This is a genomic window from Pseudomonas cichorii (assembly GCF_015471405.1).
In the GTDB taxonomy this organism is placed as follows: Bacteria; Pseudomonadota; Gammaproteobacteria; order Pseudomonadales; family Pseudomonadaceae; genus Aquipseudomonas; species Aquipseudomonas serbiensis.
On record NZ_BLVZ01000006.1, the window covers coordinates 58,565 to 81,468 of the forward strand.

Annotated in this window: 23 protein-coding genes and 1 pseudogene; 17 read left to right on the plus strand and 7 right to left on the minus strand. The window is 56.3% G+C overall.

The features are described 5' to 3' along the window. The gene (gene vioA / locus JL015_RS10330; protein ID WP_201018411.1) at positions 1 to 1,116 is read right to left on the minus strand and encodes a dTDP-4-amino-4,6-dideoxy-D-glucose aminotransferase VioA; all 1,116 of its coding nucleotides are present in this window, start codon (positions 1,114 to 1,116) and stop codon (positions 1 to 3) included. A 380-nt stretch (positions 1,117 to 1,496) separates the two neighbouring features. On the opposite strand from vioA, the gene JL015_RS10335 reads away from it, so the two are divergent. Both JL015_RS10335 and JL015_RS10340 read left to right on the plus strand, forming a co-directional pair. Beyond that, the gene (locus tag JL015_RS10335) at positions 1,497 to 2,738 is read left to right on the plus strand and encodes a glutamine synthetase family protein (protein WP_201018597.1); all 1,242 of its coding nucleotides are present in this window, start codon (positions 1,497 to 1,499) and stop codon (positions 2,736 to 2,738) included. A 54-nt stretch (positions 2,739 to 2,792) separates the two neighbouring features. Next, positions 2,793 to 4,139 (plus strand): MFS transporter, encoded by a 1,347-nt coding sequence (locus JL015_RS10340; RefSeq protein WP_201018412.1) that lies wholly within the window; start codon positions 2,793 to 2,795, stop codon positions 4,137 to 4,139. A 76-nt stretch (positions 4,140 to 4,215) separates the two neighbouring features. Here the strand turns inward: JL015_RS10340 and JL015_RS10345 are convergent, their stop codons facing one another. The 4 genes from JL015_RS10345 to flgA form a co-directional block, all read right to left on the minus strand. Beyond that, the gene (locus JL015_RS10345) at positions 4,216 to 4,962 is read right to left on the minus strand and encodes a flagellar brake protein (RefSeq protein WP_201018413.1); all 747 of its coding nucleotides are present in this window, start codon (positions 4,960 to 4,962) and stop codon (positions 4,216 to 4,218) included. A gap of 82 nt (positions 4,963 to 5,044) precedes the next feature. Beyond that, positions 5,045 to 5,512, minus strand: a complete 468-nt coding sequence (locus JL015_RS10350; RefSeq protein ID WP_201004753.1) for a flagella synthesis protein FlgN — start codon at positions 5,510 to 5,512, stop codon at positions 5,045 to 5,047. A 49-nt stretch (positions 5,513 to 5,561) separates the two neighbouring features. Next, entirely contained in the window at positions 5,562 to 5,879 is a 318-nt protein-coding gene (gene flgM / locus JL015_RS10355; RefSeq protein ID WP_201004752.1) for a flagellar biosynthesis anti-sigma factor FlgM, read from the minus strand. Between the two features lie 161 nt (positions 5,880 to 6,040). Beyond that, positions 6,041 to 6,799 (minus strand): flagellar basal body P-ring formation chaperone FlgA, encoded by a 759-nt coding sequence (gene flgA, locus JL015_RS10360; protein WP_201018414.1) that lies wholly within the window; start codon positions 6,797 to 6,799, stop codon positions 6,041 to 6,043. A 79-nt stretch (positions 6,800 to 6,878) separates the two neighbouring features. On the opposite strand from flgA, the gene JL015_RS10365 reads away from it, so the two are divergent. After that, complete coding sequence (locus JL015_RS10365) at positions 6,879 to 7,811, plus strand: chemotaxis protein CheV (protein ID WP_201004748.1); 933 nt, start codon at positions 6,879 to 6,881, stop codon at positions 7,809 to 7,811. A gap of 44 nt (positions 7,812 to 7,855) precedes the next feature. Next, positions 7,856 to 8,683 carry a protein-glutamate O-methyltransferase CheR gene (gene cheR / locus JL015_RS10370; protein ID WP_025260925.1) on the plus strand — a complete coding sequence of 276 codons (828 nt, stop codon included), beginning with the start codon at positions 7,856 to 7,858 and terminating at the stop codon, positions 8,681 to 8,683. 181 nt (positions 8,684 to 8,864) lie between these two features. On the opposite strand, the gene JL015_RS10375 is transcribed toward cheR, so the two are convergent. Continuing rightward, positions 8,865 to 9,293 carry a flagellar protein FlhE gene (locus tag JL015_RS10375; protein WP_201018415.1) on the minus strand — a complete coding sequence of 143 codons (429 nt, stop codon included), beginning with the start codon at positions 9,291 to 9,293 and terminating at the stop codon, positions 8,865 to 8,867. Positions 9,294 to 9,759: 466 nt separating this feature from the next. Here JL015_RS10375 and JL015_RS10380 point away from each other — a divergent pair. The 8 genes and pseudogenes from JL015_RS10380 to flgE form a co-directional block, all read left to right on the plus strand. Then, positions 9,760 to 10,345: pseudogene (locus tag JL015_RS10380) on the plus strand (ABC transporter ATP-binding protein); the annotation flags it as partial. A 162-nt stretch (positions 10,346 to 10,507) separates the two neighbouring features. Beyond that, positions 10,508 to 11,722 carry an ABC transporter permease gene (locus JL015_RS10385; RefSeq protein ID WP_236124211.1) on the plus strand — a complete coding sequence of 405 codons (1,215 nt, stop codon included), beginning with the start codon at positions 10,508 to 10,510 and terminating at the stop codon, positions 11,720 to 11,722. Then, the gene (locus JL015_RS10390) at positions 11,715 to 13,190 is read left to right on the plus strand and encodes a TolC family protein (protein ID WP_201018416.1); all 1,476 of its coding nucleotides are present in this window, start codon (positions 11,715 to 11,717) and stop codon (positions 13,188 to 13,190) included. The genes JL015_RS10385 and JL015_RS10390 overlap by 8 nt, the downstream gene beginning before the upstream one ends. Further along, on the plus strand, positions 13,183 to 14,466 hold the full coding sequence (locus JL015_RS10395; RefSeq protein WP_201018417.1) for an efflux RND transporter periplasmic adaptor subunit: 1,284 nt from the start codon (positions 13,183 to 13,185) through the stop codon (positions 14,464 to 14,466). Before JL015_RS10390 ends, JL015_RS10395 begins: the two co-directional genes overlap by 8 nt. 234 nt (positions 14,467 to 14,700) lie before the next feature. Beyond that, on the plus strand, positions 14,701 to 15,108 hold the full coding sequence (gene flgB, locus JL015_RS10400) for a flagellar basal body rod protein FlgB (protein ID WP_201004739.1): 408 nt from the start codon (positions 14,701 to 14,703) through the stop codon (positions 15,106 to 15,108). Positions 15,109 to 15,111: 3 nt separating this feature from the next. Next, positions 15,112 to 15,552, plus strand: a complete 441-nt coding sequence (flgC, locus tag JL015_RS10405; RefSeq protein WP_201004738.1) for a flagellar basal body rod protein FlgC — start codon at positions 15,112 to 15,114, stop codon at positions 15,550 to 15,552. Between the two features lie 15 nt (positions 15,553 to 15,567). Continuing rightward, positions 15,568 to 16,248, plus strand: a complete 681-nt coding sequence (locus tag JL015_RS10410) for a flagellar hook assembly protein FlgD (protein ID WP_201018418.1) — start codon at positions 15,568 to 15,570, stop codon at positions 16,246 to 16,248. A gap of 28 nt (positions 16,249 to 16,276) precedes the next feature. Beyond that, positions 16,277 to 17,614 carry a flagellar hook protein FlgE gene (flgE, locus tag JL015_RS10415; RefSeq protein ID WP_201018419.1) on the plus strand — a complete coding sequence of 446 codons (1,338 nt, stop codon included), beginning with the start codon at positions 16,277 to 16,279 and terminating at the stop codon, positions 17,612 to 17,614. Between the two features lie 102 nt (positions 17,615 to 17,716). Here flgE and JL015_RS10420 read toward each other — a convergent pair whose 3' ends face one another. Beyond that, positions 17,717 to 17,908, minus strand: coding sequence for a hypothetical protein (locus JL015_RS10420; protein WP_201018420.1), 192 nt, complete (start codon positions 17,906 to 17,908; stop codon positions 17,717 to 17,719). A 280-nt stretch (positions 17,909 to 18,188) separates the two neighbouring features. On the opposite strand from JL015_RS10420, the gene JL015_RS10425 reads away from it, so the two are divergent. The 5 genes from JL015_RS10425 (at position 18,189) to flgJ (ending at position 22,904) form a co-directional block, all read left to right on the plus strand. After that, positions 18,189 to 18,929 (plus strand): flagellar basal body rod protein FlgF, encoded by a 741-nt coding sequence (locus tag JL015_RS10425; RefSeq protein ID WP_201018421.1) that lies wholly within the window; start codon positions 18,189 to 18,191, stop codon positions 18,927 to 18,929. A gap of 46 nt (positions 18,930 to 18,975) precedes the next feature. Next, a complete protein-coding gene (gene flgG, locus JL015_RS10430; protein ID WP_201018422.1) occupies positions 18,976 to 19,764 on the plus strand; it encodes a flagellar basal-body rod protein FlgG in 789 nt (262 codons plus the stop codon). A gap of 72 nt (positions 19,765 to 19,836) precedes the next feature. Next, positions 19,837 to 20,550, plus strand: coding sequence for a flagellar basal body L-ring protein FlgH (flgH, locus tag JL015_RS10435; protein ID WP_201018423.1), 714 nt, complete (start codon positions 19,837 to 19,839; stop codon positions 20,548 to 20,550). A gap of 13 nt (positions 20,551 to 20,563) precedes the next feature. Further along, entirely contained in the window at positions 20,564 to 21,673 is a 1,110-nt protein-coding gene (locus tag JL015_RS10440; protein ID WP_025260912.1) for a flagellar basal body P-ring protein FlgI, read from the plus strand. Between the two features lie 10 nt (positions 21,674 to 21,683). Continuing rightward, on the plus strand, positions 21,684 to 22,904 hold the full coding sequence (gene flgJ, locus JL015_RS10445) for a flagellar assembly peptidoglycan hydrolase FlgJ (RefSeq protein WP_201018424.1): 1,221 nt from the start codon (positions 21,684 to 21,686) through the stop codon (positions 22,902 to 22,904).

Consider the following 22,904-nt stretch of genomic DNA (forward strand, 5'->3'; position numbering starts at 1 on the left):
TCAGTTCTCATTACTTGCAGTGACGATCACATCGATGATGCTGTCGAAGGCTTCATCGGTGAGGCTGTCGAAAATGGGCAGACAGAGGATCTGGTTGGACAGGTCGGTTGCGATAGGCAAGCGATCGGGCTTGGCCGAGTCCAGGCCTCTGTACATCGGGAAGGTGGAAATCAGTGGGTAGAAATAGCGGCGTGCGAGGATATTGCGGTCGCGCATCCGTTGGTAAAGGTCATCGCGGGAAACGGCAAACTCGTTTCTGACCAGCACCGGAAAGTACGAGTAATTGTGCTTCTCGGTGCTCTGCCAGACGATGTCGATACCGGGCACCGAGGCCAGAGCCTCCCGATAGCGTTCGTCGATACGCTGACGCTTCAGAAGCGCCTGGTCGATATGTTGCAACTGCAAAAGGCCGAACGCGGCATTCACTTCGCTCATCTTGCCGTTGATGCCGGGCGCGACCACGGTGACTTCATCGGCGAATCCGAAGTTCTTCAGGTAGTCGATGCGTTGTTTGGTTTTCGCATCCGGGCTGACGATGGCGCCGCCCTCAAAGGTGTTGAACACCTTGGTGGCGTGAAAGCTCAGTACCGACAGGTCGCCGTGGTTGAGCAGGCTCTCGCCACGGAACTGCACGCCAAAGGCATGGGCCGCGTCGTAGATGACTTTCAGGCCGTAACGGTCGGCAATCTGCTGGATGCGGTCCACATCGCAAGGGATTCCGTAGCAATGCACGGGCATGATTGCCGTGGTCGCCGGGGTAATGGCTTCTTCGATACGGTCGGGGTCCAGGCTGTAGGTGTTGGGGTCGATATCGACGAACACCGGAGTCAGGCCATTCCAGAGCAGGGAGTGAGCGGTGGCGACGAAGGAGTAGGGCGTGGTGATGACTTCGCCCTTGATCCGCAGGGCCTGGATCGCGGTCATCAGTGCCAGGGTGCCATTGGAAAACAGCGACAGATGCTGGACGCCCAGATACTCGGCCAGCTCTTTTTCAAGCTGCTGGTGAAACGGGCCTCCGTTGGTGAGTTGGTGGCTTTGCCAGATCTGTTCGAGGTAGGGAATGAATTCCTCAAGAGGCGGTAACAGGGGACGAGTTACGGGAATCGGTGCGCTCATGGAGAGTTCTCTACTCGTGTCGCAGATGATTGCTGCTCGACAGGACATTTCTTGACGCCTTCCCTGTTCACGAGAATGGCTTTGACATAAAAATGGCAGCCGAACTGTTTTGCCGATGGTAAAAGCAAGAAGTCGGCCAAGAGTGCGGCGCTGAGATTTGCTGTACGCGGGTTGTGATCCTGTCGACGAAGTCATTTCAGTGCTTGATATCTCGAACGGGCGATGCGTATTTTGTGCAGGTTGCACTGAGCGACCTAATGACAATCAAGGACTGAGTGATGACAGCCAATGACCCCCGCTCTCTTGCGCAGCGACTGGCGGGTATCGATGAGGTGGAGTGCGTGACGCCGGATCTGAATGGCGTACCGCGTGGCAAGGTGATGACTGCTGCCGGGTTTCTGGAAGGGCGTCGCCTGCAATTGGCTCGTGGTGTTTTGCTGCAATGCATCATGGGCGGCTATCCGCCCGCGCATTTTTACAGCATCGATGATGGCGACCTTGCTCTGGTTGCTGATCCACAGCAGATCCACCGTCTGCCGTGGAGCGAGCAGCCTCGTGCGCTGGCGATCTGCGATGCAGACGATCTGAGCGGTGAGGGTTGCGAGCTATCGACGCGGGTACAGCTCAAGGCTGTCATTGCCCGCTATGCCGAGCGCGGTCTGTCGCCGGTGGTTGCCACCGAACTCGAATTCTTTGTCTTTGCCCCCAACCCCGATCCTTCCCGAGCTTATGTGCCGCCGGTAGGGCTGGATGGTCGGCGTGAAGAGGGTTTTTCGGCGTTCAGCATCAGTTCCAATAACGGCCTGCGCCCGTTCTTCAGTGAGGTCTACCGGTGCATGGCGGAACTGGGGTTGCCCCGAGATACGGTCATGCACGAAATGGGTGTCAGTCAGTTCGAGATCAATCTGTGGCATGGCGATCCTTTGCTGTTGGCTGACCAGACCTTTCTGTTCAAGCACCTGCTTAAAGAGGTTGGACTCAAGCATGGCCTGAACGTGGTGTGCATGGCCAAGCCGTTAGCGCAGACGGCAGGCAGTTCGATGCATATTCATCAGAGCGTGGTGGAGTCGGCGTCGGGGCGTAATGTCTTCAGTGATGAAAGTGGCCAGCCGACAGAGATTTTTCGGCATTTCATCGGTGGTCAGCAGGCCTGCCTTGTCGATTTCACTGCGTTGTTTGCGCCGCATGTGAACTCTTATCAAAGGCTGTTTCATCCGTATGCCTCGCCCAACAATGCGTGCTGGTCCTGCGACAACCGCGGCGCGGGGCTGCGCATTCCGGCGAGTTCGGCCGAGGCCAGGCGAGTGGAAAATCGCTTGCCGGGTGCCGATGCCAATCCTTATCTGGCCATTGCGGCGAGTCTGGCGGCAGGTCTGTATGGCGTCGAGCAGAAGCTGGAGCCGACAGCGCCGATTCAGGGTGAAATCGTGGTACCGCAAGAATTGGCATTGCCATGTACCTTGCATGCGGCTCTGGAGCGTCTGAAGCGCAGTTCGCTGGCCAAGGAACTGTTTGGCCATGCTTTTATCGAAGGCTACATCGCCTCCAAGACCATGGAGCTGACCAGCTTTCTTGATGAAATAACCCCCTGGGAGCGGCGTGTGTTGGGTGCCCAGGTTTAAAAACCGCTGTTTTGGATTCGCCTGTTCGGGCGTGTCTTTATTTTTGGAACGTTCATGCGCCAAATCTGGAAGTCTTTTCGGGGTCTTTATTTCGCTTCGCTGATGATGTTGATCGGTTCGGGTCTGTTAAGCACTTACCTGGCTTTGCGGCTGGCTGCCGATGAGGTCGACGGTCTGTGGATCGGTGCGATGATGGCGGCAAACTATGTCGGGCTTGTGCTGGGCGGCAAGGTAGGGCATCGCCTGATCGGTCGGGTAGGGCACATCCGTGCCTATGCGACCTGTGCCGGGATCGTGGGCGCGGCGGTGTTGGGGCTGGGTTTGATCAACTGGCTGCCAGCCTGGCTGTTCCTGCGCATGATCGTCGGGCTGGGGATGATGTGTCAGTACATGGTCATCGAGAGCTGGCTCAACGAGCAGGCGGCTGCACGCCAGCGAGGCATGGTCTTCAGTGGCTACATGATTGCGTCGTATCTGGGGCTGGTATTGGGGCAAATGATTCTGGTGGTCCATCCGGGGCTCGGGCCTGAGCTTCTGATGTCGATTGCGATGTGTTTTGCCTTGTGTCTGGTGCCCGTGGCCATGACCCGCAGCATTCACCCGGCGCCGTTGCGTCCTGCTCCGCTGGAACCGCGCTTTTTCATCAGTCGCGTGCCGCAGTCGTTGACCACTGTGCTGGCGTCCGGGCTTATCGTCGGTGCCTTTTATGGCCTGGCGCCGCTGTACGCCGCCCAGCAAGGGCTGTCTACCGAGCATGTCGGTATGTTCATGGGTGTCTGCATTCTTGCCGGCCTGCTGGTGCAGTGGCCGCTGGGCCTGTTGTCCGATCGTTATGACCGGGCGCACCTGATGCGCGCTTTTGCAGGTGTTCTGGTGCTGGCCTCCTTGCCGCTTGCCGTTCTGCCGAGCATGCCGCTGGAAATGCTGTTTATAGTGGGTTTCATCGCTTCTCTGGTGCAGTTCAGCCTGTATCCACTGGCGGTGGCCTTTGCCAATGACCACGTTGAAGGTGAGCGGCGGGTATCGCTGACAGCAATGCTGCTGATGACTTTCGGGATTGGCGCCAGTATCGGCCCTCTGGTCGCCGGAGCCCTGATGAAGCTATTCGGCAATAACATGCTTTATGCGTTTGTCAGCTTCATTGCGCTGGCACTTGCGCTGCTTACCCGACCCAAGGCAGTCACGCATCAGCATCAGGTGGACGACGCGCCGCTGCATCACGTGGCGATGCCGGACAGCATGTCCAGTTCACCCTTGGTGGTGGCGCTTGACCCTCGGGTCGATGAGCAGGTGGTTCAGGATCAGATGCAGACCACGGTCGAGCCGCAAGTCGAGCCTGAGGCGAGTGCCGAACCCGCACCGTCGGTGAGGCTGGAAGAAGAGGAAATCAATAGGCCTTGATGGGGAGGGCGCTGCAAGCTAAAAGCCGCAAGTCAAAAGCTTGCAGCTTAAAACTTGCAGCTTGCAACTGCTTCTATCAAAAATCGTCGTCTTTATCGAACCGACGTGCTTCGCGCTGCAGTTGGTAAACGAAGCGTTCTACCTGGCGTTGTACCAGGCCGCTCATGTTGTGAAAGCGTACGCCTGCGAAGGTGGTGTGGAATCTTTCTTCGAAGTGCAGATAGCGCAGCTCCACCGGTGCCGTCATTGCGCCGAAAGGCAGCTTGGCGATGAAGCGTTCGTACACTTGACCCAGTTGCATGCGTTCGGACACATCGCCCTCGAAGCGCAGCTTGCAGCCGGTTGCCGAGATATCCAGAAGCTTGCCGGCCAGGGGGAACTTCAGTTTGTCACCACCGATTTCAATGTCGACCAGTTGTGCAAGCTTGAGAGCGGCACGGAAGGCGTTGCGACGCTGGTGGTAGACGACTTCTGTAGGAAGGGCGCCGCGGTAGAGGCGCTGGCCATCCACGTCGACGATGGTCATCTGCTCCGAGCTTTCCCAGGCGATGCGCACGCCGTCATGGAAGCCTTCGACCCGAAACGATTCGCCGTTGGCCAGGAATCGTTCACCGTCGCGGGGGATCATTTCATCAAGGGCCATGACGTTACTGTCACGGTCAACTTCGATCAGGTAGCTCTGGAAGCGTTGGGAGCGCTCATGAAAGGTAATGATCAGCGGATCATTATGTTCAAGTAGTAACCGCAGGTTGGCGGCGATTTCCAAAGGAGTATTCAGAACCTTCGGGGGCTGCGGAGCATCATCCGCGCTTGAGCCATTCACGTTTTTACTTCTCCAGGCAAAATACTACGGCAACGCAACAACAGGCATTCTGCCACTACGCACTAAACCTTGAAACAGGAAGTTACGCCTGACTGAGCGGGCGTGGTCTTGCTCTTCCTGCGGTCGACCCGCGGCTGTCATACAGCGTCGGGGTGTCGACACCATTCAAGATGCGGAGCTGGTGAGCGGTTGTCACCTGCTGCAACTGGATAAGGCTACCATTCTGCTCGTTGATAGCCTGGCATTCAGCGATCAGTGCGCTCAGTTCATCGCTCGCGGCGAGAAGCTGTTCGCCCACATCGGACTGGCTGGCCAGCTCCTGGAGACCTTTGCGGTTCGCAGGTAGCCCAAGGCCCGCGAGTAACTGACTGCGCCTGCGACCATGTTGTTCGAGCAGAATCACCAGCGCCTGTTTCTGCGCCAGAATATGTTCCATCTCGCCCATGTCGCGGCCATGCAGAACCAGTGACTCGGCCTGCAGCAACTCAAGCAGTTGCCGGGTCGGAACCATGCCGTCGGTGATCATCTGAAGCAAAGTAGTATCTTGCATCGCATGCTCTGGTTTTCAAGCGTCCAGATTATCCACCGCAAGCACAGGGCTAGCGCTGGGTTTCGAAATTAAGCAGTTTGCTGGCTACGCGGTTGCTGTCCACTGTGTAAGTACCGTCTGCAATCGCTTGCTTCAACTCGGCTACGCGAGCGCTGTTGACGGTTGGCAGTTCGCCCAACTTATCAGTGATCTTCTGCAACTGTTGAGCCTCACTGCTCAAGTGAACGGATTCCCCGGTGCCTTTGACGTTTGCAGCAGTCGCTGCAGATTCCGTTGCATCGGTTTTACCGCTTTCCTTTGTAGTCCCGGTGCGCGAAGTGCTACCGACAGACTGTGAATTTCCAAGGCGACTGAAATCTATGACCATGATTGAAAAAACCTCTGGGTGTTTGGACGCTTGCCTTGTTTTCGGCCCAACCCAAAAAAACTTTAGGCTTTGTGTGAAAAGCACACGGAACGCGCTTTCCACCGCGGGAATATGCACCGCAGTCTAGGAAAAACGCGCGTTCGACGCCAGCCTCAATCGATCTACATGGCGACTTCCACCTGTCCAGGGCCGGTAATGTTGGCCTTGATGACGCGATTGGAATTCAGGTTTTTCACCCGTATTTGCTCGTTATAACTGCCGTCGGACAGTGCCTCGCCGGGCATGCGTACCGACAGTGAGCCGCTCCTGGCCGTGATGACCACCTGATCTCCCTTGCGGATCATCTGTGGCTGTTCCAGATAAACCGGGGACAGCACCTGGTCGATGACCGTTGGTCGGATTACCTTTTGTCCTACTACATGGTCCAGTGATGTCATGAAACCCAGCCCCAGGCTGCCAATATCCCTTTCACGCAGGGCGATGTCTTCTTCTGACACGACACTGTCGCGTTTCAAGGGGCGTACCGAAACCACCACGTTGCGAAACAGCTTGACCTCTGCCGGCACGAATACGGTCCATGGCGATGAGCCTTCACAGCGTACGCGCACGCTCACTCTGCCTAGCGGCTTGGCGCTTTCCAGTTTTGCTGTCAAATCCTTGTCGCAGGAGCCCATGCGTAATCTGGGGTCCAACTGCCTGACCTGAATTTCAAATCGACCTTCAATCTGGTTACTCGATAAATAGTCTTCTACTGTGAACTCAAGAAACCCCTGAGTGACGCCGATAAGCTGTTCAGGCAGTGTGAAACTCTCGGCGCGGCCGTAGTTTGCAGTGCTTGAAAGGCACAGCATTGCGATCACGCAGAGCAGTCTGCGGGTTTCCAGTGTCAGGTGTCGAAAAATTGTCGTCTTTGTGTTCATGGCGTATAAAAAGCAAGGCTCGTGCCGCTTGCCAAATCTGGTGTGTGGCGAACGGTGGCTTTTGTTAAGGGGGTCGGGCATGGCGGGTGTAATGGATTCGGTGAACCAGCGAACTCAGCTGGTCGGTCAGAATCGCCTTGAGCTGCTCTTGTTCCGTCTTGACGGCAAGCAGCTCTATGGGATCAACGTATTCAAGGTTAAAGAAGTACTGCAATGCCCGAAACTGACCATCATGCCCAAGTCCAGCCGGATTGTGCGTGGTGTGGCCAACATTCGCGGTGGCACGATCCCGATCATGGATCTGGCAATGGCGACGGGCTCGACCGGGATGATTTCGCTGGTTAATTCCTTCGTCATCATTACCGAGTACAACACCAAGGTTCAGGGTTTTCTGGTGCATTCGGTAGAACGCATCGTGAACATGAACTGGGAAGAGATTCATCCGCCACCCAAGGGCACAGGGCGCGACCACTATCTGACGGCCGTGACTCGTGTCGATAATCAGTTGGTGGAAATCATCGACGTCGAGAAGATTCTCGCCGAGGTGGCGCCGATTACCGAGGGTGTTTCCCATGGTGTGATCGACGAAGAGACTCACAGCAAGGCCGTTTCGTTGCGAGTGCTGACGGTCGATGACTCGTCGGTTGCACGCAAGCAGGTGAGTCGTTGTCTGGAAACTGTCGGTGTCGAGGTGGTTGCCTTGAATGACGGTCGTCAGGCGCTGGATTACCTGAAGGCAATGGTTGAAGAGGGCAAGAAACCTGAAGAAGAGTTTCTGATGATGATCTCCGACATTGAAATGCCGGAGATGGATGGCTATACCCTTACAACAGCCATACGCAATGATCCACGGATGCAGAAACTACACATCACCTTGCATACCTCGCTTTCCGGGGTATTCAATCAGGCGATGGTAAAGAAAGTGGGTGCTGACGATTTTCTCGCGAAGTTTCGACCTGATGACCTGGCGGCCAGGGTCGTGGCGCGGATCAAGGCGGCAGATAATAGCTAGGGGCGTCGTCCCTGGTGGTTCACATGATTTTGAGAGGCGGCACCTTGTCTACAGGTAATTTGGATTTTGAACAGTTCCGGGTCTTTCTGGAAAAAGCCTGTGGCATCTTGCTGGGGGAAAACAAGCAGTACCTGGTCTCCAGCCGTCTCAACAAGCTGATGGAGCAGCAGGGACTCAAATCGCTGGGCGAGCTGGTCCAGCGTATCCAGTCTCAGCCTCGCAGCGGTTTGCGTGAGCAGGTGGTCGATGCGATGACGACCAACGAAACCCTGTGGTTTCGTGATACCTACCCCTTTGAGGTGCTGAAAAACAAGGTGCTGCCCGAGCAGATCAAGGCCAGCCCCGGTCAGCGTTTGCGCATCTGGTCGGCCGCCTGTTCATCCGGCCAGGAACCGTATTCGCTGTCGATGTCCATCGACGAGTTCGAGCGCAGCAATCCGGGCCAGCTCAAGGCTGGCGCGCAGATCGTTGCTACCGACTTGTCCGGCTTGATGCTCACCAACTGCAAGACCGGTGAGTACGACAGCCTGGCAATCGGCCGCGGCCTGTCGCCGGATCGCCTGCAGCGCTACTTCGACGTGAAAAGTCCGGGTCGCTGGGTTGTGAAGGCGCCGATCAAGAGCCGTGTCGAGTTTCGTTCATTCAACCTGCTCGACAGCTACGCGAGCCTTGGCAAGTTCGACATCGTGTTCTGCCGCAACGTGTTGATCTACTTCTCGGCCGAAGTGAAGAAAGACATTCTGTTGCGCATCCACGGTACGCTCAAGCCGGGTGGCTACCTGTTCCTGGGTGCCTCCGAAGCGCTCAATGGCCTGCCGGATCATTATCAGATGGTTCAGTGCAGTCCGGGGATTATCTACAAGGCCAAGTGATGGTGGGCTTTGTATGAACATGAAAGAGACCTTCGGGTCTCTTTTTTGTGGGCGGGATGTTGTGAAGACTGATTTATATGATTGAACAGGTTTTCTGGGAGGCAACGAGCGAAGAGTCTCATGAGACTTGCAGAGTCACCGATAATTGAATGTCGATGATTCTGCAAGTTTCTGGTCGGTATTAATTATCCCAGTTCACGATGACTTGTGCCGGGCCACCCGATACCGGAGAGAAGGTGCCTGAGCGATAGATCTGGTGATACAGGAAGAATGCCTGATTAGGCGCTCTGTTGTTGAACGCCTGTGTCACTCCGCTTCTCATGGAAGTCACGTTGATGCAGGCGCTGGTACTGCCCTGGCACAGGTAGGCAGTGAAAGTTGCATTTGCTGGGATGGTGCCGATCGAGTAGTTCCAGCTGATGGATGTGATCCTGCCGCTGGCGGGAGGTGCGCCCAGAATCGGAAAGTTAGTGGTGTTCCAGAGGTTGGAGGAGTAGGTGGGGCTAACGACTGCGTTTCCAGAATAGGCGCCGCCTGCCGCAACGGCGTTACCGGCAACTGTTGCCATCGCCAGTGCTGCCAGACATCCTAAAATACCTTTTCTTTTCATCTTTAATAATCCCTATATTCCATATTGTATTACCAGCTACCTCCCGTCGTGCACGGGAAGGCTGGCACTTTATACCTTCTCATTTTCACTGAAACAAGGAGGTTTTATAAAAAAACAATATTAAGGATGCTTAAGGTTTTATAGCATTCTTCGTGCCGAAATAGTTGCGTCATGTGGTGGGCGGGGCGGGTTGACTTAGCTTTGGAAGTGCTTGTCTTGGGAGGTTTTCATACAGGTGCTTTATTTTCATGAGGTTATGGTAGTTTTGATATAAAGGCCCTGCTGAAAGGGTTGGTTGTAATTGAAATCTCTTGTCACATTTTGATTTTCCTTATCGTGTTGTTAATAAGTCTGCTCAGGATGTGGGAGGCGGGTGTTGAATTCTTTTTTTGAAAATACTCCAACCTTCTCTGTTGAAGTGCTATAAGGGCGGGCGAATACGAGGTCATGGAGAAGGCTGTACGCAATGGAAGGGCAAGTCACTCAGGAGCAATGCAGAAGCGCCACGCCGCTACCTTGCGCAAACCTGATTCAACTGGAGCGTATTTGCCACTCCTATCAGGCAGGAGCCGTGACACATGCGGTCCTGCGCGATGTCTCTCTTTCCATCGAGCGCGGCCAGAGCTGCGCCATCGTCGGAAGCTCTGGCTCAGGCAAGAGCACGCTGCTTAATATCCTCGGTCTCCTTGATCGTCCAACCTCTGGCGGTCTGTTTCTTGATGGCCTGGATATGGGGAGCGCCTCGGCAGAGCAGCGAGCCAGGGTGCGCAATCAGCTTATCGGGTTTGTCTTTCAAAGCTTCAACCTGCTGCCGCGCCTCAATGCCCTTGATAACGTAGCCTTGCCGTTGCTGTATCGCGGTTATTCCCGTCATGCCGCGCGAGTGGCGGCGCAGCGTGAAATAGAGCGCGTTGGCCTGGCCGACAGGGCTCACCATCGGCCTGCCGAACTGTCGGGCGGGCAGCGTCAGAGGGTTGCGATTGCTCGCGCTCTGGTCGGGCAGCCTGCTTTGATTCTTGCCGACGAGCCTACCGGAAACCTCGACAGCACGACCGCCGCCGAGATTCTTGCCTTGCTGCTTTCCTTGAATCGGGAGCAGGGCGTCACGCTGATCGTGGTGACTCACGATAACGCCATGGCCCGGCACATGCAGCGATGCCTGAATGTAAAAGACGGTTGCCTTGAAGAGCATGTGTCGTCTGTCGGGATTGCACATGCCTGAGAATAAGTCTGTACGTTACGGCCCGTCGCTTGGGCAGATCTTCATGGAGCCCTTGAACAGTTTGCGTCTTTTGGGGCGCAGGTCGTTGCTTGCCTTGTTGGGGATCGCTGTGGGGTGCGCTTCCGTAGTTGCCTTGCTGAATATCGGTCAGAACGCGGCCAACGAGGCAATCAGTGCATTCAAGGGGCTCGGCAGCGATATGCTGGTCGTCAGCTTTGCGGCAATGCCTGGGGTCAAGGTGCGTCCGGCGCCCTCTACGTTGGATAGCCAGGCTGTCATGGATGCAGTCCCCGGAATCCTTGATATCGCGCCCCTCATCGTGCTTTCGACCAGGGTTCGTTTTGATGGCCGTGCGCACAATGCAAGTGTTGTCGGCACATCCAGTGATTTGAAGGCGGTCCTGGGGCTTCGGGTAACTCAAGGCCGGTTTCTTTCTCGTCATGACGCTAGAAGTACTTATGCCGTGCTGGGCGCGCAAGTGGCCAGGGATCTGGGCATCCTGAATATTCAGGATGTGGCAGGCAGGCATATACAGGTCGACAGTTATCTCTTCGAAGTGGTCGGGATACTGGCCGATCACGGGCAGAATCCACTTATTCCCGTCGCTGTCGATCAGGCTATTGTCGTGCCGATAGAGGGCATGCGGCGGATCAGTTCAAAACCTGAAATCAGTAATATCGTCGCCAGGGGGAGAGGGAGTGAAACCCTTGAGCAGGATGGCAAAGCCCTGACGGACTTTCTGCAGCCATTGGCGCCGGGACGAGATGTTCAGGTGCAGATTCCCCAGCAATTGATTGACGGCATGGCCCAACAGTCCCGCACCTTTTCCTATCTGCTGGCAGGCCTTGGCGGTATTTCCCTGCTTGTCGGCGGGGTCGGGGTCATGAACGTGATGGTGATGAATGTCTCCGAGCGCCGCCGGGAAATCGGTGTTCGCATGGCGCTGGGGGCAAGGCCACTGGATATCGGGCGGCTGTTCTTGCTGGAGGCTGCTGTGCTGTCCATCGCTGGAGCGTCGGTGGGTGCATGCATCGGTTTGCTGGCGGCATGGCTGTTTTCGGTGGTGTCGGGCTGGGGCTTTACGCTTTCTATTCCTTCTCTTCCCCTTGGCATTACCAGCTCGCTGCTGGTGGGGCTTTTCTTTGGCTTGAACCCGGCCCTCATGGCAGCCCGGCTTGAGCCGGTACAGGCGTTGCGCGATGACTGATCTTTATCGTTTCGCGGCAGTGATCTGCCTGGTTTTTTACAGTGTCCAGCCTTCGCTTGCTGCGCCTTTGGCTCCTGATGCCCCGAGCATGCCGGCCAGGACTGTTTCGCTGAATGAGCAGACGATCGACCTTACTCTGGCTGATGCCGTATTTTTGGGATTGCGCGCAAACCGTTCCATCCGCAGTGCTTATCTGGAGCGTATTGCGCAGAAATTCGACTTGCGGGTTGCCAAGGACCGTTTTACACCCAAGCTCGTTCTGAGCAGTCGTTATCTGGCCAACCGCAGTCAGAGTGATAGCTATCGCCAGACCCAGGTTATCCCGCAAACCACAATGCTGGGTGAGTACGGTACCCAGCTCAGTCTGGCCTGGACTAACCAGTTGACGCTTGCCGACAGTACCGGCCGCAGTCGTAATGATGGTGCAACCCTGACCATCATTCAGCCTTTGTTGCGCGGTGCCGGGAAAGATATTGCCACCGCTCCCGTGCGTCTGGCTGTGCTTGCAGAAAAGGTCAACCGTCTGGCTCTGAAGTCGACGGTTTCGGACACCATTACCCAGATCATCACGGGTTATCGTGAGTTGCTGCGCGCTCAGGAGCAGGTGCGTATCGCGCGCGATGCTCTGGAGCGATCACGCCAGTTGCTTGACGCGAACAGGGCCATGATTTCTGCGGGGCAGATGGCCGAGTTCGATATCGTTCAGACTGAAGCCGATGTCGCCACTCAGGAGCTGGCCATCGAAGAGGCTTCCAATCAGTTGGATGCCAGTCGTCTTGAGTTGCTGCGTCTTCTGGCTCTGGACCTCGGGACGCGAGTGCGAGCGGCGGAGGTGCTTGAGGCTCGCCGCATAGAGGTGGGGCTGACGCAGGCGCTTGCAACGGCCCAAGAGCGACAGCCTGCCTATCTCACGCGGTTGATCGCCACCAAGCAGGCGGAAATCAACCTCGCTGTCGCCCGCAATGATCGGCTGTGGGATGTGTCATTGATCGGCGGTGCTTCTCAGATCCGTGATCGCATTCAGAATGACTTTGGTCCGGGCACTACACGCACCTGGGAAGGCTATGCCGGTATTCAGGTCGACATTCCGATTGGTGATTTAAGTCGGCGGCAAGCCGAGGTTCGGGCAAGGGTCGATGTGGAAAATCAGGATCTGCTTCTGGCTGAGGCCAATCAGTCCCTGGCGCGTGATGTCGGTGACGGGGTGCGCGATCTGGGGACGCGCTGGCGGCAGTATGAGATTTCCCAGCGCGCCCGTGAATTGTCGTTGCGCAAGCTGAATATCGAACGGGAAAAGTTGCAGGCCGGTCGTTCCAGTAACTTCCAGGTCTTGAGTTTCGAGGCGGATCTGCGTAACGCGGAGAATGCTCGCCTTAATGCATTGATTGCCTATCTTAATGCTCAGACTGACCTGGATCAGAGGCTGGGTACGACCCTGGAGAGCTGGGAGATTGATCTCAATGACTAAGTATCTGGCGCGATTACGCATATCTCGCGTCAGTGGCCGGGCTATTGTCGCGGGTGTTGTTGCGGCCGGGCTTTTTGCGGGCATTGTCTATGGCTATCAATCGCGGCTTGAGCCGATATCTCCGGGTGTCAGCTGGGTTCCTGTGCAGCCGCAGTTGCTGGAAAACCAGTTGGGGCTGGTTGGGCGAATCGAAGCTGCCAGCCGCTCGACTCTGGCGGCTCCCTTTGAGGGTGTTGTGCAGGAGGTTACTGTTGTCGAAGGGCAGCAGGTCGAGCGTGGCAAGCATTTGCTGACGCTGGATACGGCACAACTGGATATTCAGTTGCGTGAGGCGCTTGCCGCTCAATTGAAGCTTCAGCGGTCAGTAAAGGACATGCAGAACTGGGCGCAGGGCGAGGAAATGGCACGGGCGCGGCGTACCGTGACCACTGCGCAATATGGTTTGAGTGATACCGAGCGAAAACTGGCTGACACTCGCCGCTTGTTTGAGCGCGGTATTGTGGCTCGCATGGATGTGGAGGCGCTTGAGCAACAAGCCAGAATGCAGCAGCTTGATATGGTTGCCTCTCAGGCGGAGTTACGCACCGTGATGGAGAAGGGGAAAGGGGAAAACCGGCAGATAGCTGAAATGGAACTGGCCAATGCCCAGTCACGCTATCAGGCTTTGCAGGCGCTGCATGCCCGGCGCACAATCGAGGCTCCGTTTGCCGGCATTGTATTGCGTCCCCAGAGGCCTGAAGGGGGCGCCTCTCCTTTGGTCCAGCAAGGAATGCGCATGGCTCAGGGTGTACCGCTTTTTGAGTTGGCCAGCCTGGAACAGATCAGGGCGGTTGCTCGTGTCGAAGAGGCGGATCTGCATCAGTTGGCTGAGGGTATGCCTGTGCAGGTCACGGGTGATGGTTTCGATGGTATTACCCTCGATGGGGCCATTTCTTCCATTGCTGCCCAGGGTGTGGCCTCCGATATGTTCGGTGGCGGTACGACTTATGAAGTTGTCATAAACATCGCTTCCTTGACCGCTGCTCAGCAATCGAAAGTGCGCCTTGGCATGAGTGCGCGGCTGGCTATCGTGACTTACCGCGCTGAAAACGGTTTCGTACTTGCTCCTGAAGCCTTGCGCCAGGATGCTGAAGGCAGGACCTTTGTTGTCTATCGACAGGAAATGGCCGATGCGCCGCAGCAGGTCATTGTCACTGTCGGCCGTGCGATGCCTCAGGGTGTCGAAGTTTCGGGCTTGAAACCCGGTTATGTCGAGTTGCCTGCCACTGCACAGTGACGGGCTCGGGGATTTCTGCTGTCAGCGGCCGGCCATGCCTGCCGCTGACATGGCAAAAAAACGACACATCCCTTGCCGCTTTACCCTCTCATAGCGGAAATGCCTTGCCGCTTTTCTGGCATTGCCGCTCTGGCCGTCGCTACAACCCCCGTAAACACTGGTTTTGTGGATTTGGCACGCTGATTGCTTTCTCAGTGATACGAGAATCAGGTCAACCGGCAAAGGTTTCCCGAAATGAGCATCAGCTTCGATAAAGCATTAGGCATACACGAAAAGGCCCTTAACTTCCGGGCTCAGCGTGCAGAGGTGTTGGCCAACAACATTTCCAACGCCGATACCCCGAACTTCAAGGCCCGTGATCTGGATTTCTCCTCGGTGCTGGCCGCCGAAAGCGAGAAGGCTCAGAACGGTCGTTTTGCGCTGAACATGACCAATAGCCGTCATATCGAAGCCGAGGGCATGAGCAGTGGCGACGGTACGTTGATGTACCGCACTCCGTCTCAGCCTTCGCTGGACCAGAACACCGTTGATTCGCAGGTCGAGCAGGCCAGCTACACCGATAACGCCATGGGTTTCCAGGCCAGTTTCACCCTGCTTAACAGCAAGTTCAAAGGGCTGGTTTCAGCCCTGCGCGGAGAATAATTCATGTCACTAGCCAATGTGTTCAACATTGCCGGCAGCGCCATGAGTGCCCAGACCACACGTCTGAACACCACGGCCAGTAACATCGCCAACGCCGAGACTGTTTCATCGAGCATGGATCAGACTTACCGTGCCCGTCACCCGGTATTTGCGACCGTGTTGCAGGGTCAGCAGTCCAACGGTGGCTCGCTGTTTCAGGATCAGGGCGATGCCGGTCAGGGCGTTCAGGTCAGCGGCATCATTGAAGACAGTTCCAACCTTGAGGCGCGCTTCGAGCCTAATCACCCTTCTGCCGACAAGAACGGGTATGTCTATTACCCCAACGTCAATGTCGTGGAAGAAATGGCCGACATGATTTCCGCCAGCCGTTCGTTCCAGACGAACGCCGAAATCATGAACACCGCAAAATCCATGATGCAGAAGGTTCTGACCCTCGGTCAGTGATAAAGGGCGAAAGTTATGGCCGTTGAAAACGATGTCTCGACGAATTTTATAAGTTCGCTGCAGAACCCCAAAGCCAGTGCGAGCAGTTCGGGCGAAGCGCTGGGCAAGGATGCGTTCCTGCAGTTGCTCGTCACGCAGATGAAGAACCAGAACCCGCTGGATCCGCAGGACAACACGCAATTCGTTGCGCAGTTGGCGCAGTTCAGTAGTCTGGAAAGCATGCAGAACCTGACGTCGACCGTTGACTCGATTGCGACCAGCTACAAGTCCTCGCAGGCATTGCAGGCTTCTTCGCTGGTGGGTCGTTCGGTGATTGTCGAAACCGGTACCGCTCAGGTGGATACCAGTAAAGGTTTGACTGGTTCTGTTGTAGTGCCTGCTTCAACGTCAGCGACGACGGTCAAGGTCTACGACGCCAGCAATAATCTGGTCGATACCATCGATTTGGGTTCCAGAAGTGCAGGCAATGCAAGTTTCACCTGGGATGGCCTCAATAGTGAGGGCACCGCCATGCCGTCCGGTACCTACAGTTTTATTGCAAATGGCACTATCAACGGCACAAACAATGGTCTCTCGACTTATCTTCCAGCAACGGTCAACAGTGTGACCACGGCTGTGAGTGGCGGGGAAATGACTCTAAACCTGGCTGGCGGCAGTTCGATCGCTTTGTCCAAAGTGCAATCAATCGGAATATAGAGCCGACTAGACGGCGTAGGAGTGGTACATGTCATTCAATATCGGCCTTAGTGGGCTCTATGCGGCAAACAAAAGTCTCGACGTTACCGGCAACAACATTGCCAACGTGGCGACAACAGGCTTCAAACAATCGCGTATCGAGTTTGCTGATCAGTATGCTCAGTCGATTCGTGGCACTTCCGGCGGCACCAGTATTGGTAGTGGCGTGACCACGGCTGCCGTTTCTCAGCAGTTTGCCCAAGGCGGTCTTACCACTGGGACGGGTAACAGTCTGGACCTGGCAATCAACGGTAATGGCTTCTTCATGCTCAGCAACAGCGGCGAGACGCTCTATACCCGTGCCGGTGCATTCCGTACCGACAAGGATGGCTTCGTCGTCAATAGTGCGGGTATGAATCTTCAGGGTTACAACGTTGATGCGAACGGCAATGTTGCTGTTGGTGTCTCGGGCAACCTGAGGGTTGACAGTTCAAATCAGGCGGCGAGTCCGACCAGCATTATCACCAACGTCGCCAACCTTAATTCGACCTCTACAGTTCCGACTATCACGCCTTTCGATGCGACGAATACCAATAGCTATAACTTTACCTATAGCACCAAGGTCTTCGATTCTCAGGGTAACGAGCACTCTCTGGAAACTTACCTGGCTAAAACAGGTACCAACACCTGGGCCATGTATTCGCTGATCGATGGTCGCAGTATCAGCAACCCGGCCAGTACCACAGCTGACCGTAACGACCTGACTTTCGACACGTCCGGCAACATGGTCATCAATACGGCGGCAACCCCGTCTGTTCCGTCGGCCAGTACCAACGTTGCAGTCAATGCCGATGGTACTTTCCAGGTCAACAATTGGGTCCCTGCCATGCAAACCGGTACGGGTACCTCGGCGACCTGGGTTGCCAACGGTGCTGTTGGCGTCACTTCGGGTATCAGGCTGGACATGACTCAGGCTACCCAGACGGCTTCTGTTTCGGGTCCTATCACTCAGACCCAGAATGGTTATGCAGCCGGACAGATCAAGGATATGAGCGTGGATGCCAGTGGCAACCTGTTTGCGTCCTACACAAATGGTCAGTCGAAGGTGATTGGTCAGGTTTCTCTGACGACATTCGCCAACGTGCAGGGGCTCTCTCCGGCGGGTGGTACTAACTGGCGTGAAACCTTCGCCTCTGGTTTGCCTGTGACCGGTGTTCCGCAGTCAGGCACTCTGGGTTACATCACGGGCCAGGCGCTGGAAGACTCCAACGTCGATCTGACACTGGAGCTGGTCAACCTGATCAAGGCGCAAAGCAACTATCAGGCGAATGCGAAAACCATTTCGACTGAAAGCACCATCATGCAGACCACTATTCAGATGACCTGATAATCAGGTTTGATGAAGTGTTGAAGAAAGCCCCTTGCGAGGGGCTTTCTTGTTTGTGGCGGTTGTGAAATCCGATGCAGGGAGCGCTTTTCGGGGTGCTGTTCAGACCGAGCAGTCGGACTTGATAAACGAGCCGTTCAGTCGTTTCCATCCCGGTCCCGGGCTGGTCTGGGCGCAGACGATCCTGCTGTCGCCCTGCCATCTGTAATAAGGCGCAGGAGCGGCCTGGGCGAGGAGGGGGCTGGTCATCAGCAGGGCTGCAATGCTGGCGAGAAGACGCGCTCGAAAGTGCATGACGATTCCCGTTATGTGGGTTCCCGGCAAGATTATCACCCTCGTCAGGCGTATCGGTCAGGGTGAGCGAAGTTTTTTTGGCGGTGTGTCAGGCCGGTTTGCTGGGTGGCGGCAATCTACCGCCGCTCTTGTGTGGCGCGGTGCCGAAGGTTGTCCGGCATGCTCCGGTTTTTACAAGAGAATCAGGCGTTTGTATCCATTCTGAAAAGTTGGTTCAAAAATTGCTTTCTCCCATGCAGAACAGCTACAGGCGGCAAGCGTCTGTCGGAGGAGGAAGACTGTGGACAAGTTGCTTTATGTCGCAATGAGCGGGGCGTCTGAAAACGCTCAGTCGCAAAAGGTTCATGCCAACAACCTGGCTAACGTATCGACCAATGGCTTCATGCGCGACCTGCAACAGGCCCGTTCGATGCCGGTATTTGGCGAGGTCATGCCTTCGCGTGCCTATGCGATGGGCGAACGTCCGGGTACTGACTTTTCCGGTGGCGCGCTGGTCCAGACCGGTCGTGAGCTGGATGTCGCCGTCAAGGGTGATGGCTGGATTGCGGTTCAGACTGCCGATGGTGGTGAGGCCTATACCCGCAGTGCCGGCATGAATATCGATGCTCTGGGTGTGCTGCGCAACGGCAGTGGTTTGCCGGTCATGGGCAACGGCGGGCCGATTGCCGTGCCGCCTGAGCAGCAGATCGAAATCGGTGCCGACGGCACGATCAGTATTCGCTCGATGGGTGAAAGCCCGCAGGTCATGGCGGAAGTTGACCGTATCAAGCTGGTCAACCCTGACCTGAGCACCATGGAAAAAGGCCCTGACGGTTTGATCCACACCAAGAGTGGCCAGGCTGCGCCGGTCGACGCCAATGTGCGTGTCGAGTCCGGCTTTCTGCAGGCGAGCAACGTCAATGCCGTGGAGGAAATGACCTCGGTACTGGCCTTGGCCCGGCAGTTTGAATTGCACGTCAAAATGATGAAAACAGCTGAAGAAGATGATCAGGCGATGGCTCGCGTCTTGCAACTTGGCTAACCATTGACAGCTTGCGTCGACAATCCGGCGCTTGAGGAGAAAACGAATGCTTCCTGCACTATATGTTGCGAAAACCGGCCTCGCTGCTCAGGACACCAACCTGACCACAATCTCCAACAACCTGGCGAACGTTTCGACCACAGGTTTCAAGAGTGATCGTGCCGAATTCCAGGATTTGCTCTATCAGATCAAGCGTCAGCCAGGTGCTCAGTCGACCCAGGACAGCGAACTGCCGTCCGGTCTGCAACTGGGTACCGGTGTGCGCATTGTCGGCACGCAAAAGAACTTCACCGCAGGCAGCCTGCAAACCACGGAAAACCCTCTGGACCTGGCAATCAATGGTCGCGGTTTCTTCCAGATCTCGCAGCCTGACGGCACCATCGCCTACAGCCGCGACGGTACTTTCCACCTGGATGCCAACGGCCAGATCGTGACTGCCAATGGCTATGCCCTGGAGCCTGCGATTGTCGTTCCACAAAACGCCCAGACCTTCACGGTCGGTCAGGACGGTACTGTTTCGATCACTGTGGCGGGTGCTACTGCAACGCCGCAGGTCATCGGCAATATTCAGACTGCCGAGTTCATCAACCCGGCCGGTCTGCAGGCCATTGGCGGCAACCTGTACCTGGAAACCGGTTCCAGCGGCGCGCCTCAAGTGGGTACTCCTGGCTTGAACGGCCTGGGTACGACCCTGCAGAACACTCTGGAAAACTCCAACGTGAGCACGGTTGAAGAGCTGGTCAACATGATCACCACTCAGCGTGCCTACGAGATGAACTCCAAAGTGATCTCCACTGCCGACCAGATGTTGCAGAACCTGACTCAGAATCTGTAAGACCCTGATGTATCTGCTCAAATCGACAGGGCGCCCGATCGGCGCCTGCTACACCGCGAGGTTTCAAGTGTCATGAAACGCCTTAGTGTTCTGCGTTTTTCAGTATTGATCGCCCCCTTGTGCGGGATCGCTTTGCTGTCAGGCTGTGTGGCGCCTTCTGCCAAGCCTAATGACCCTTATTACGCGCCGGTGTTGCCGCGCACGCCCATGTCTGCCGCTGCCAACAATGGCGCGATCTATCAGGCCGGTTTCGAGCAGAACCTGTACGGCGACCGCAAGGCCTTCCGGGTGGGTGACATCATCACTATCACGCTTTCCGAGCGTATGGCTTCCAGCAAGGCTGCCAGTTCTGCCATTACCAAGGACAGCACTGCCAACCTGGGTCTGACTTCGTTGTTCGGTTCCGGGTTGACGACCAATAACCCGATCGGCAGTAACGATCTGAGCCTGAATGCCGGTTACACAGGAGCACGTTCTACCGCAGGTCAGGGGCAGGCCGCCCAGAGCAACAGCCTGACCGGTTCGGTGACGGTGACGGTGGCTGATGTGATGCCTAACGGAATTCTGGCAGTGCGTGGCGAAAAATGGCTGACCCTCAATACCGGTGACGAGCTGGTCCGTATTGCCGGTTTGATTCGTGCCGACGACATTGCCACCGATAACACTGTGTCATCCACGCGAGTGGCTGATGCGCGTATTACGTATTCAGGTACTGGTGCATTTGCCGACTCCAACCAGCCAGGCTGGTTCGACCGGTTCTTCCTCAGCCCGTTGTTCCCTTTCTGATAGCGGGATAGACATGATCAAGTTCAAGCAACTGATTGCGGCAACCCTGCTGCTGTCCACCGCCTTCGGTGTTCAGGCCGAACGCCTGAAGGACATCGCCAGTATCTCGGGCGTCCGGGCCAACCAATTGATCGGTTATGGTCTGGTCGTGGGCCTCAATGGTACGGGTGACCAGACCACTCAGACGCCGTTTACTCTGCAAACCTTCAACAACATGTTGTCGCAGTTCGGTATCAAGGTGCCGAGCGGTTCCGGCACCGTGCAGTTGAAAAACGTTGCTGCAGTAGCGGTCTATGCGGACCTGCCGCCATTCGCCAAGCCAGGTCAGGTGGTGGATATCAGTGTGTCGTCCATCGGTAACTCCAAAAGCCTGCGCGGCGGCAGCCTGTTGATGACTCCGCTCAAAGGTGTCGATGGCAACGTCTACGCCATTGCCCAGGGCAACCTGGTGGTCGGTGGTTTCGATGCTGAAGGTCGCGACGGCTCGAAGATTACTGTCAACGTTCCTTCGTCTGGTCGTATTCCGGGTGGTGCATCGGTTGAGCGTGCAGTGCCGAGCGGTTTCAATCAGGGCAACAGCCTGACGCTGAACCTCAATCGCTCCGACTTCACCACTGCCAAGCGCATTGTGGACAAGATCAACGACATGCTTGGCCCAGGCGTCGCCCAGGCTCTGGACGGTGGTTCGGTTCGTGTGACCGCGCCTCTGGATCCGGGGCAGCGTGTGGATTACCTGTCGATTCTGGAAAACCTGGAAATCGATCCGGGCCAGACCGCCGCCAAGGTCATCATCAACTCGCGTACCGGCACTATCGTGATCGGTCAGAACGTCAAGGTATCGCCAGCCGCCGTGACTCACGGCAGCCTGACCGTGACCATCACTGAAGATCCGATCGTCAGTCAGCCCGGCGCGCTTTCCAACGGGCAGACGGCTGTCGTGCCGCGTTCAAGGCTCAACGCCCAGCAGGAAATGCACCCGATGTTCAAGTTCGGCCCGGGCACCACGCTGGATGAGATCGTCCGTGCGGTGAACCAGGTGGGCGCTGCTCCTGGCGACTTGATGGCCATTCTTGAAGCATTGAAGCAGGCTGGCGCGTTGCAAGCCGACCTGATCGTGATCTGAGGAATCGAGCATGGATATGCCCAAGAGCGGAATTTCCACGACGGTCGATTCGGGTGCCTATACCGACGTCAATCGTCTGGCCGCTTTGAAGAATGGCGACAAGGACAGCCCGGAAAACCTGAAGAAGGTTGCCCGGGAGTTCGAGTCGCTGTTCGTCAGCCAGATGCTCAAGGCCATGCGTTCGGCCAACGAAGTCCTGGCCAAGGACAATCCGCTGAATACTGCGGCAACACGGCAGTATCAGGACATGTATGACCAGCAGTTGGCAGTGACCTTGTCGACCCGCGCCAATGGTATCGGCTTGCAGGATGTGCTGATGCGTCAGTTGTCCAAGGACAAGGGTGTCAATCACGCGGCTGCGACGACTGAAAGCCCGGCTGCCGCTGCGGATGCCGCCAAGACGGGATTGGCCACCAGTGTCTATCAGCGTCCGTTGTGGGCGACGCGCTCGGCGGCAGCAGACAAGGTGGGCGCTACAGGCTCTGTCGAGGGGCGCAATGACATGGCGCTGCTCAATTCGCGTCGTCTGGCATTGCCCAGCAAGCTTACTGACCGATTGTTGCTGGGGATTGTGCCTTCGACGGCAACGGCCAACACCAATAGCCCATTGTCTGCGCAGCGCGCGACGGCGACTGGCAGCAATGGTGACTGGACGCTGGACCCCAATCTTGCCGAGCCACAATATGTTCGTACCATGGCTCAGCCGCCATTGGCTCCTGCCAAGCGCGCCTTCAGCAACTCCGACCAGTTTGTGGCGACCATGTTGCCTCTGGCCAAGGAGGCGGCAGCGCGTATCGGGGTCGATCCCGTCATGCTGGTGGCGCAGGCTGCGCTGGAAACCGGCTGGGGTAAATCCATCATGCGTCAACAGGATGGCAGTAGCAGCCACAACCTGTTTGGCATCAAGGCAACCGGCAGTTGGCAGGGCGCGCAGGCTCGTGCGATTACCAGCGAGTTCCGTGACGGCAAGATGGTCAAGGAAACGGCGGACTTCCGTTCCTACGATTCCTACGCTGACAGCTTCCATGACCTGGTCAGTCTGCTGCAGAACAACAATCGTTATAAAGAAGTCATCAACTCCGCCGATAACTCTGAACAGTATGTAAAAGAATTGCAGAAGGCCGGTTACGCCACGGACCCGGCCTACGCAAGCAAGATTTCGCAGATTGCGAAACAGATGAAGAGTTACCAGAACTACGCCGCCGCAACGGGCTCTTCCACGACTTTATAA

What these genes read in the sequence shown, in the direction of transcription:
- JL015_RS10385 (WP_236124211.1), top strand. Translation starts at nt 10,508, where the DNA reads ATGCCTGAGAATAAGTCTGTACGTTACGGCCCGTCGCTTGGGCAGATC.
- flgC (WP_201004738.1), top strand. Translation starts at nt 15,112, where the DNA reads ATGTCACTAGCCAATGTGTTCAACATTGCCGGCAGCGCCATGAGTGCC.
- flgG (WP_201018422.1), top strand. Translation starts at nt 18,976, where the DNA reads ATGCTTCCTGCACTATATGTTGCGAAAACCGGCCTCGCTGCTCAGGAC.
- JL015_RS10440 (WP_025260912.1), top strand. Translation starts at nt 20,564, where the DNA reads ATGATCAAGTTCAAGCAACTGATTGCGGCAACCCTGCTGCTGTCCACC.
- JL015_RS10420 (WP_201018420.1), bottom strand. Translation starts at nt 17,908, where the DNA reads ATGCACTTTCGAGCGCGTCTTCTCGCCAGCATTGCAGCCCTGCTGATG.
- JL015_RS10395 (WP_201018417.1), top strand. Translation starts at nt 13,183, where the DNA reads ATGACTAAGTATCTGGCGCGATTACGCATATCTCGCGTCAGTGGCCGG.
- JL015_RS10410 (WP_201018418.1), top strand. Translation starts at nt 15,568, where the DNA reads ATGGCCGTTGAAAACGATGTCTCGACGAATTTTATAAGTTCGCTGCAG.
- flgE (WP_201018419.1), top strand. Translation starts at nt 16,277, where the DNA reads ATGTCATTCAATATCGGCCTTAGTGGGCTCTATGCGGCAAACAAAAGT.
- JL015_RS10375 (WP_201018415.1), bottom strand. Translation starts at nt 9,293, where the DNA reads ATGAAAAGAAAAGGTATTTTAGGATGTCTGGCAGCACTGGCGATGGCA.
- JL015_RS10335 (WP_201018597.1), top strand. Translation starts at nt 1,497, where the DNA reads ATGACTGCTGCCGGGTTTCTGGAAGGGCGTCGCCTGCAATTGGCTCGT.
- vioA (WP_201018411.1), bottom strand. Translation starts at nt 1,116, where the DNA reads ATGAGCGCACCGATTCCCGTAACTCGTCCCCTGTTACCGCCTCTTGAG.
- flgH (WP_201018423.1), top strand. Translation starts at nt 19,837, where the DNA reads ATGAAACGCCTTAGTGTTCTGCGTTTTTCAGTATTGATCGCCCCCTTG.
- JL015_RS10390 (WP_201018416.1), top strand. Translation starts at nt 11,715, where the DNA reads ATGACTGATCTTTATCGTTTCGCGGCAGTGATCTGCCTGGTTTTTTAC.
- JL015_RS10350 (WP_201004753.1), bottom strand. Translation starts at nt 5,512, where the DNA reads ATGCAAGATACTACTTTGCTTCAGATGATCACCGACGGCATGGTTCCG.
- JL015_RS10365 (WP_201004748.1), top strand. Translation starts at nt 6,879, where the DNA reads ATGGCGGGTGTAATGGATTCGGTGAACCAGCGAACTCAGCTGGTCGGT.
- JL015_RS10340 (WP_201018412.1), top strand. Translation starts at nt 2,793, where the DNA reads ATGCGCCAAATCTGGAAGTCTTTTCGGGGTCTTTATTTCGCTTCGCTG.
- flgJ (WP_201018424.1), top strand. Translation starts at nt 21,684, where the DNA reads ATGGATATGCCCAAGAGCGGAATTTCCACGACGGTCGATTCGGGTGCC.
- flgB (WP_201004739.1), top strand. Translation starts at nt 14,701, where the DNA reads ATGAGCATCAGCTTCGATAAAGCATTAGGCATACACGAAAAGGCCCTT.
- flgA (WP_201018414.1), bottom strand. Translation starts at nt 6,799, where the DNA reads ATGAACACAAAGACGACAATTTTTCGACACCTGACACTGGAAACCCGC.
- flgM (WP_201004752.1), bottom strand. Translation starts at nt 5,879, where the DNA reads ATGGTCATAGATTTCAGTCGCCTTGGAAATTCACAGTCTGTCGGTAGC.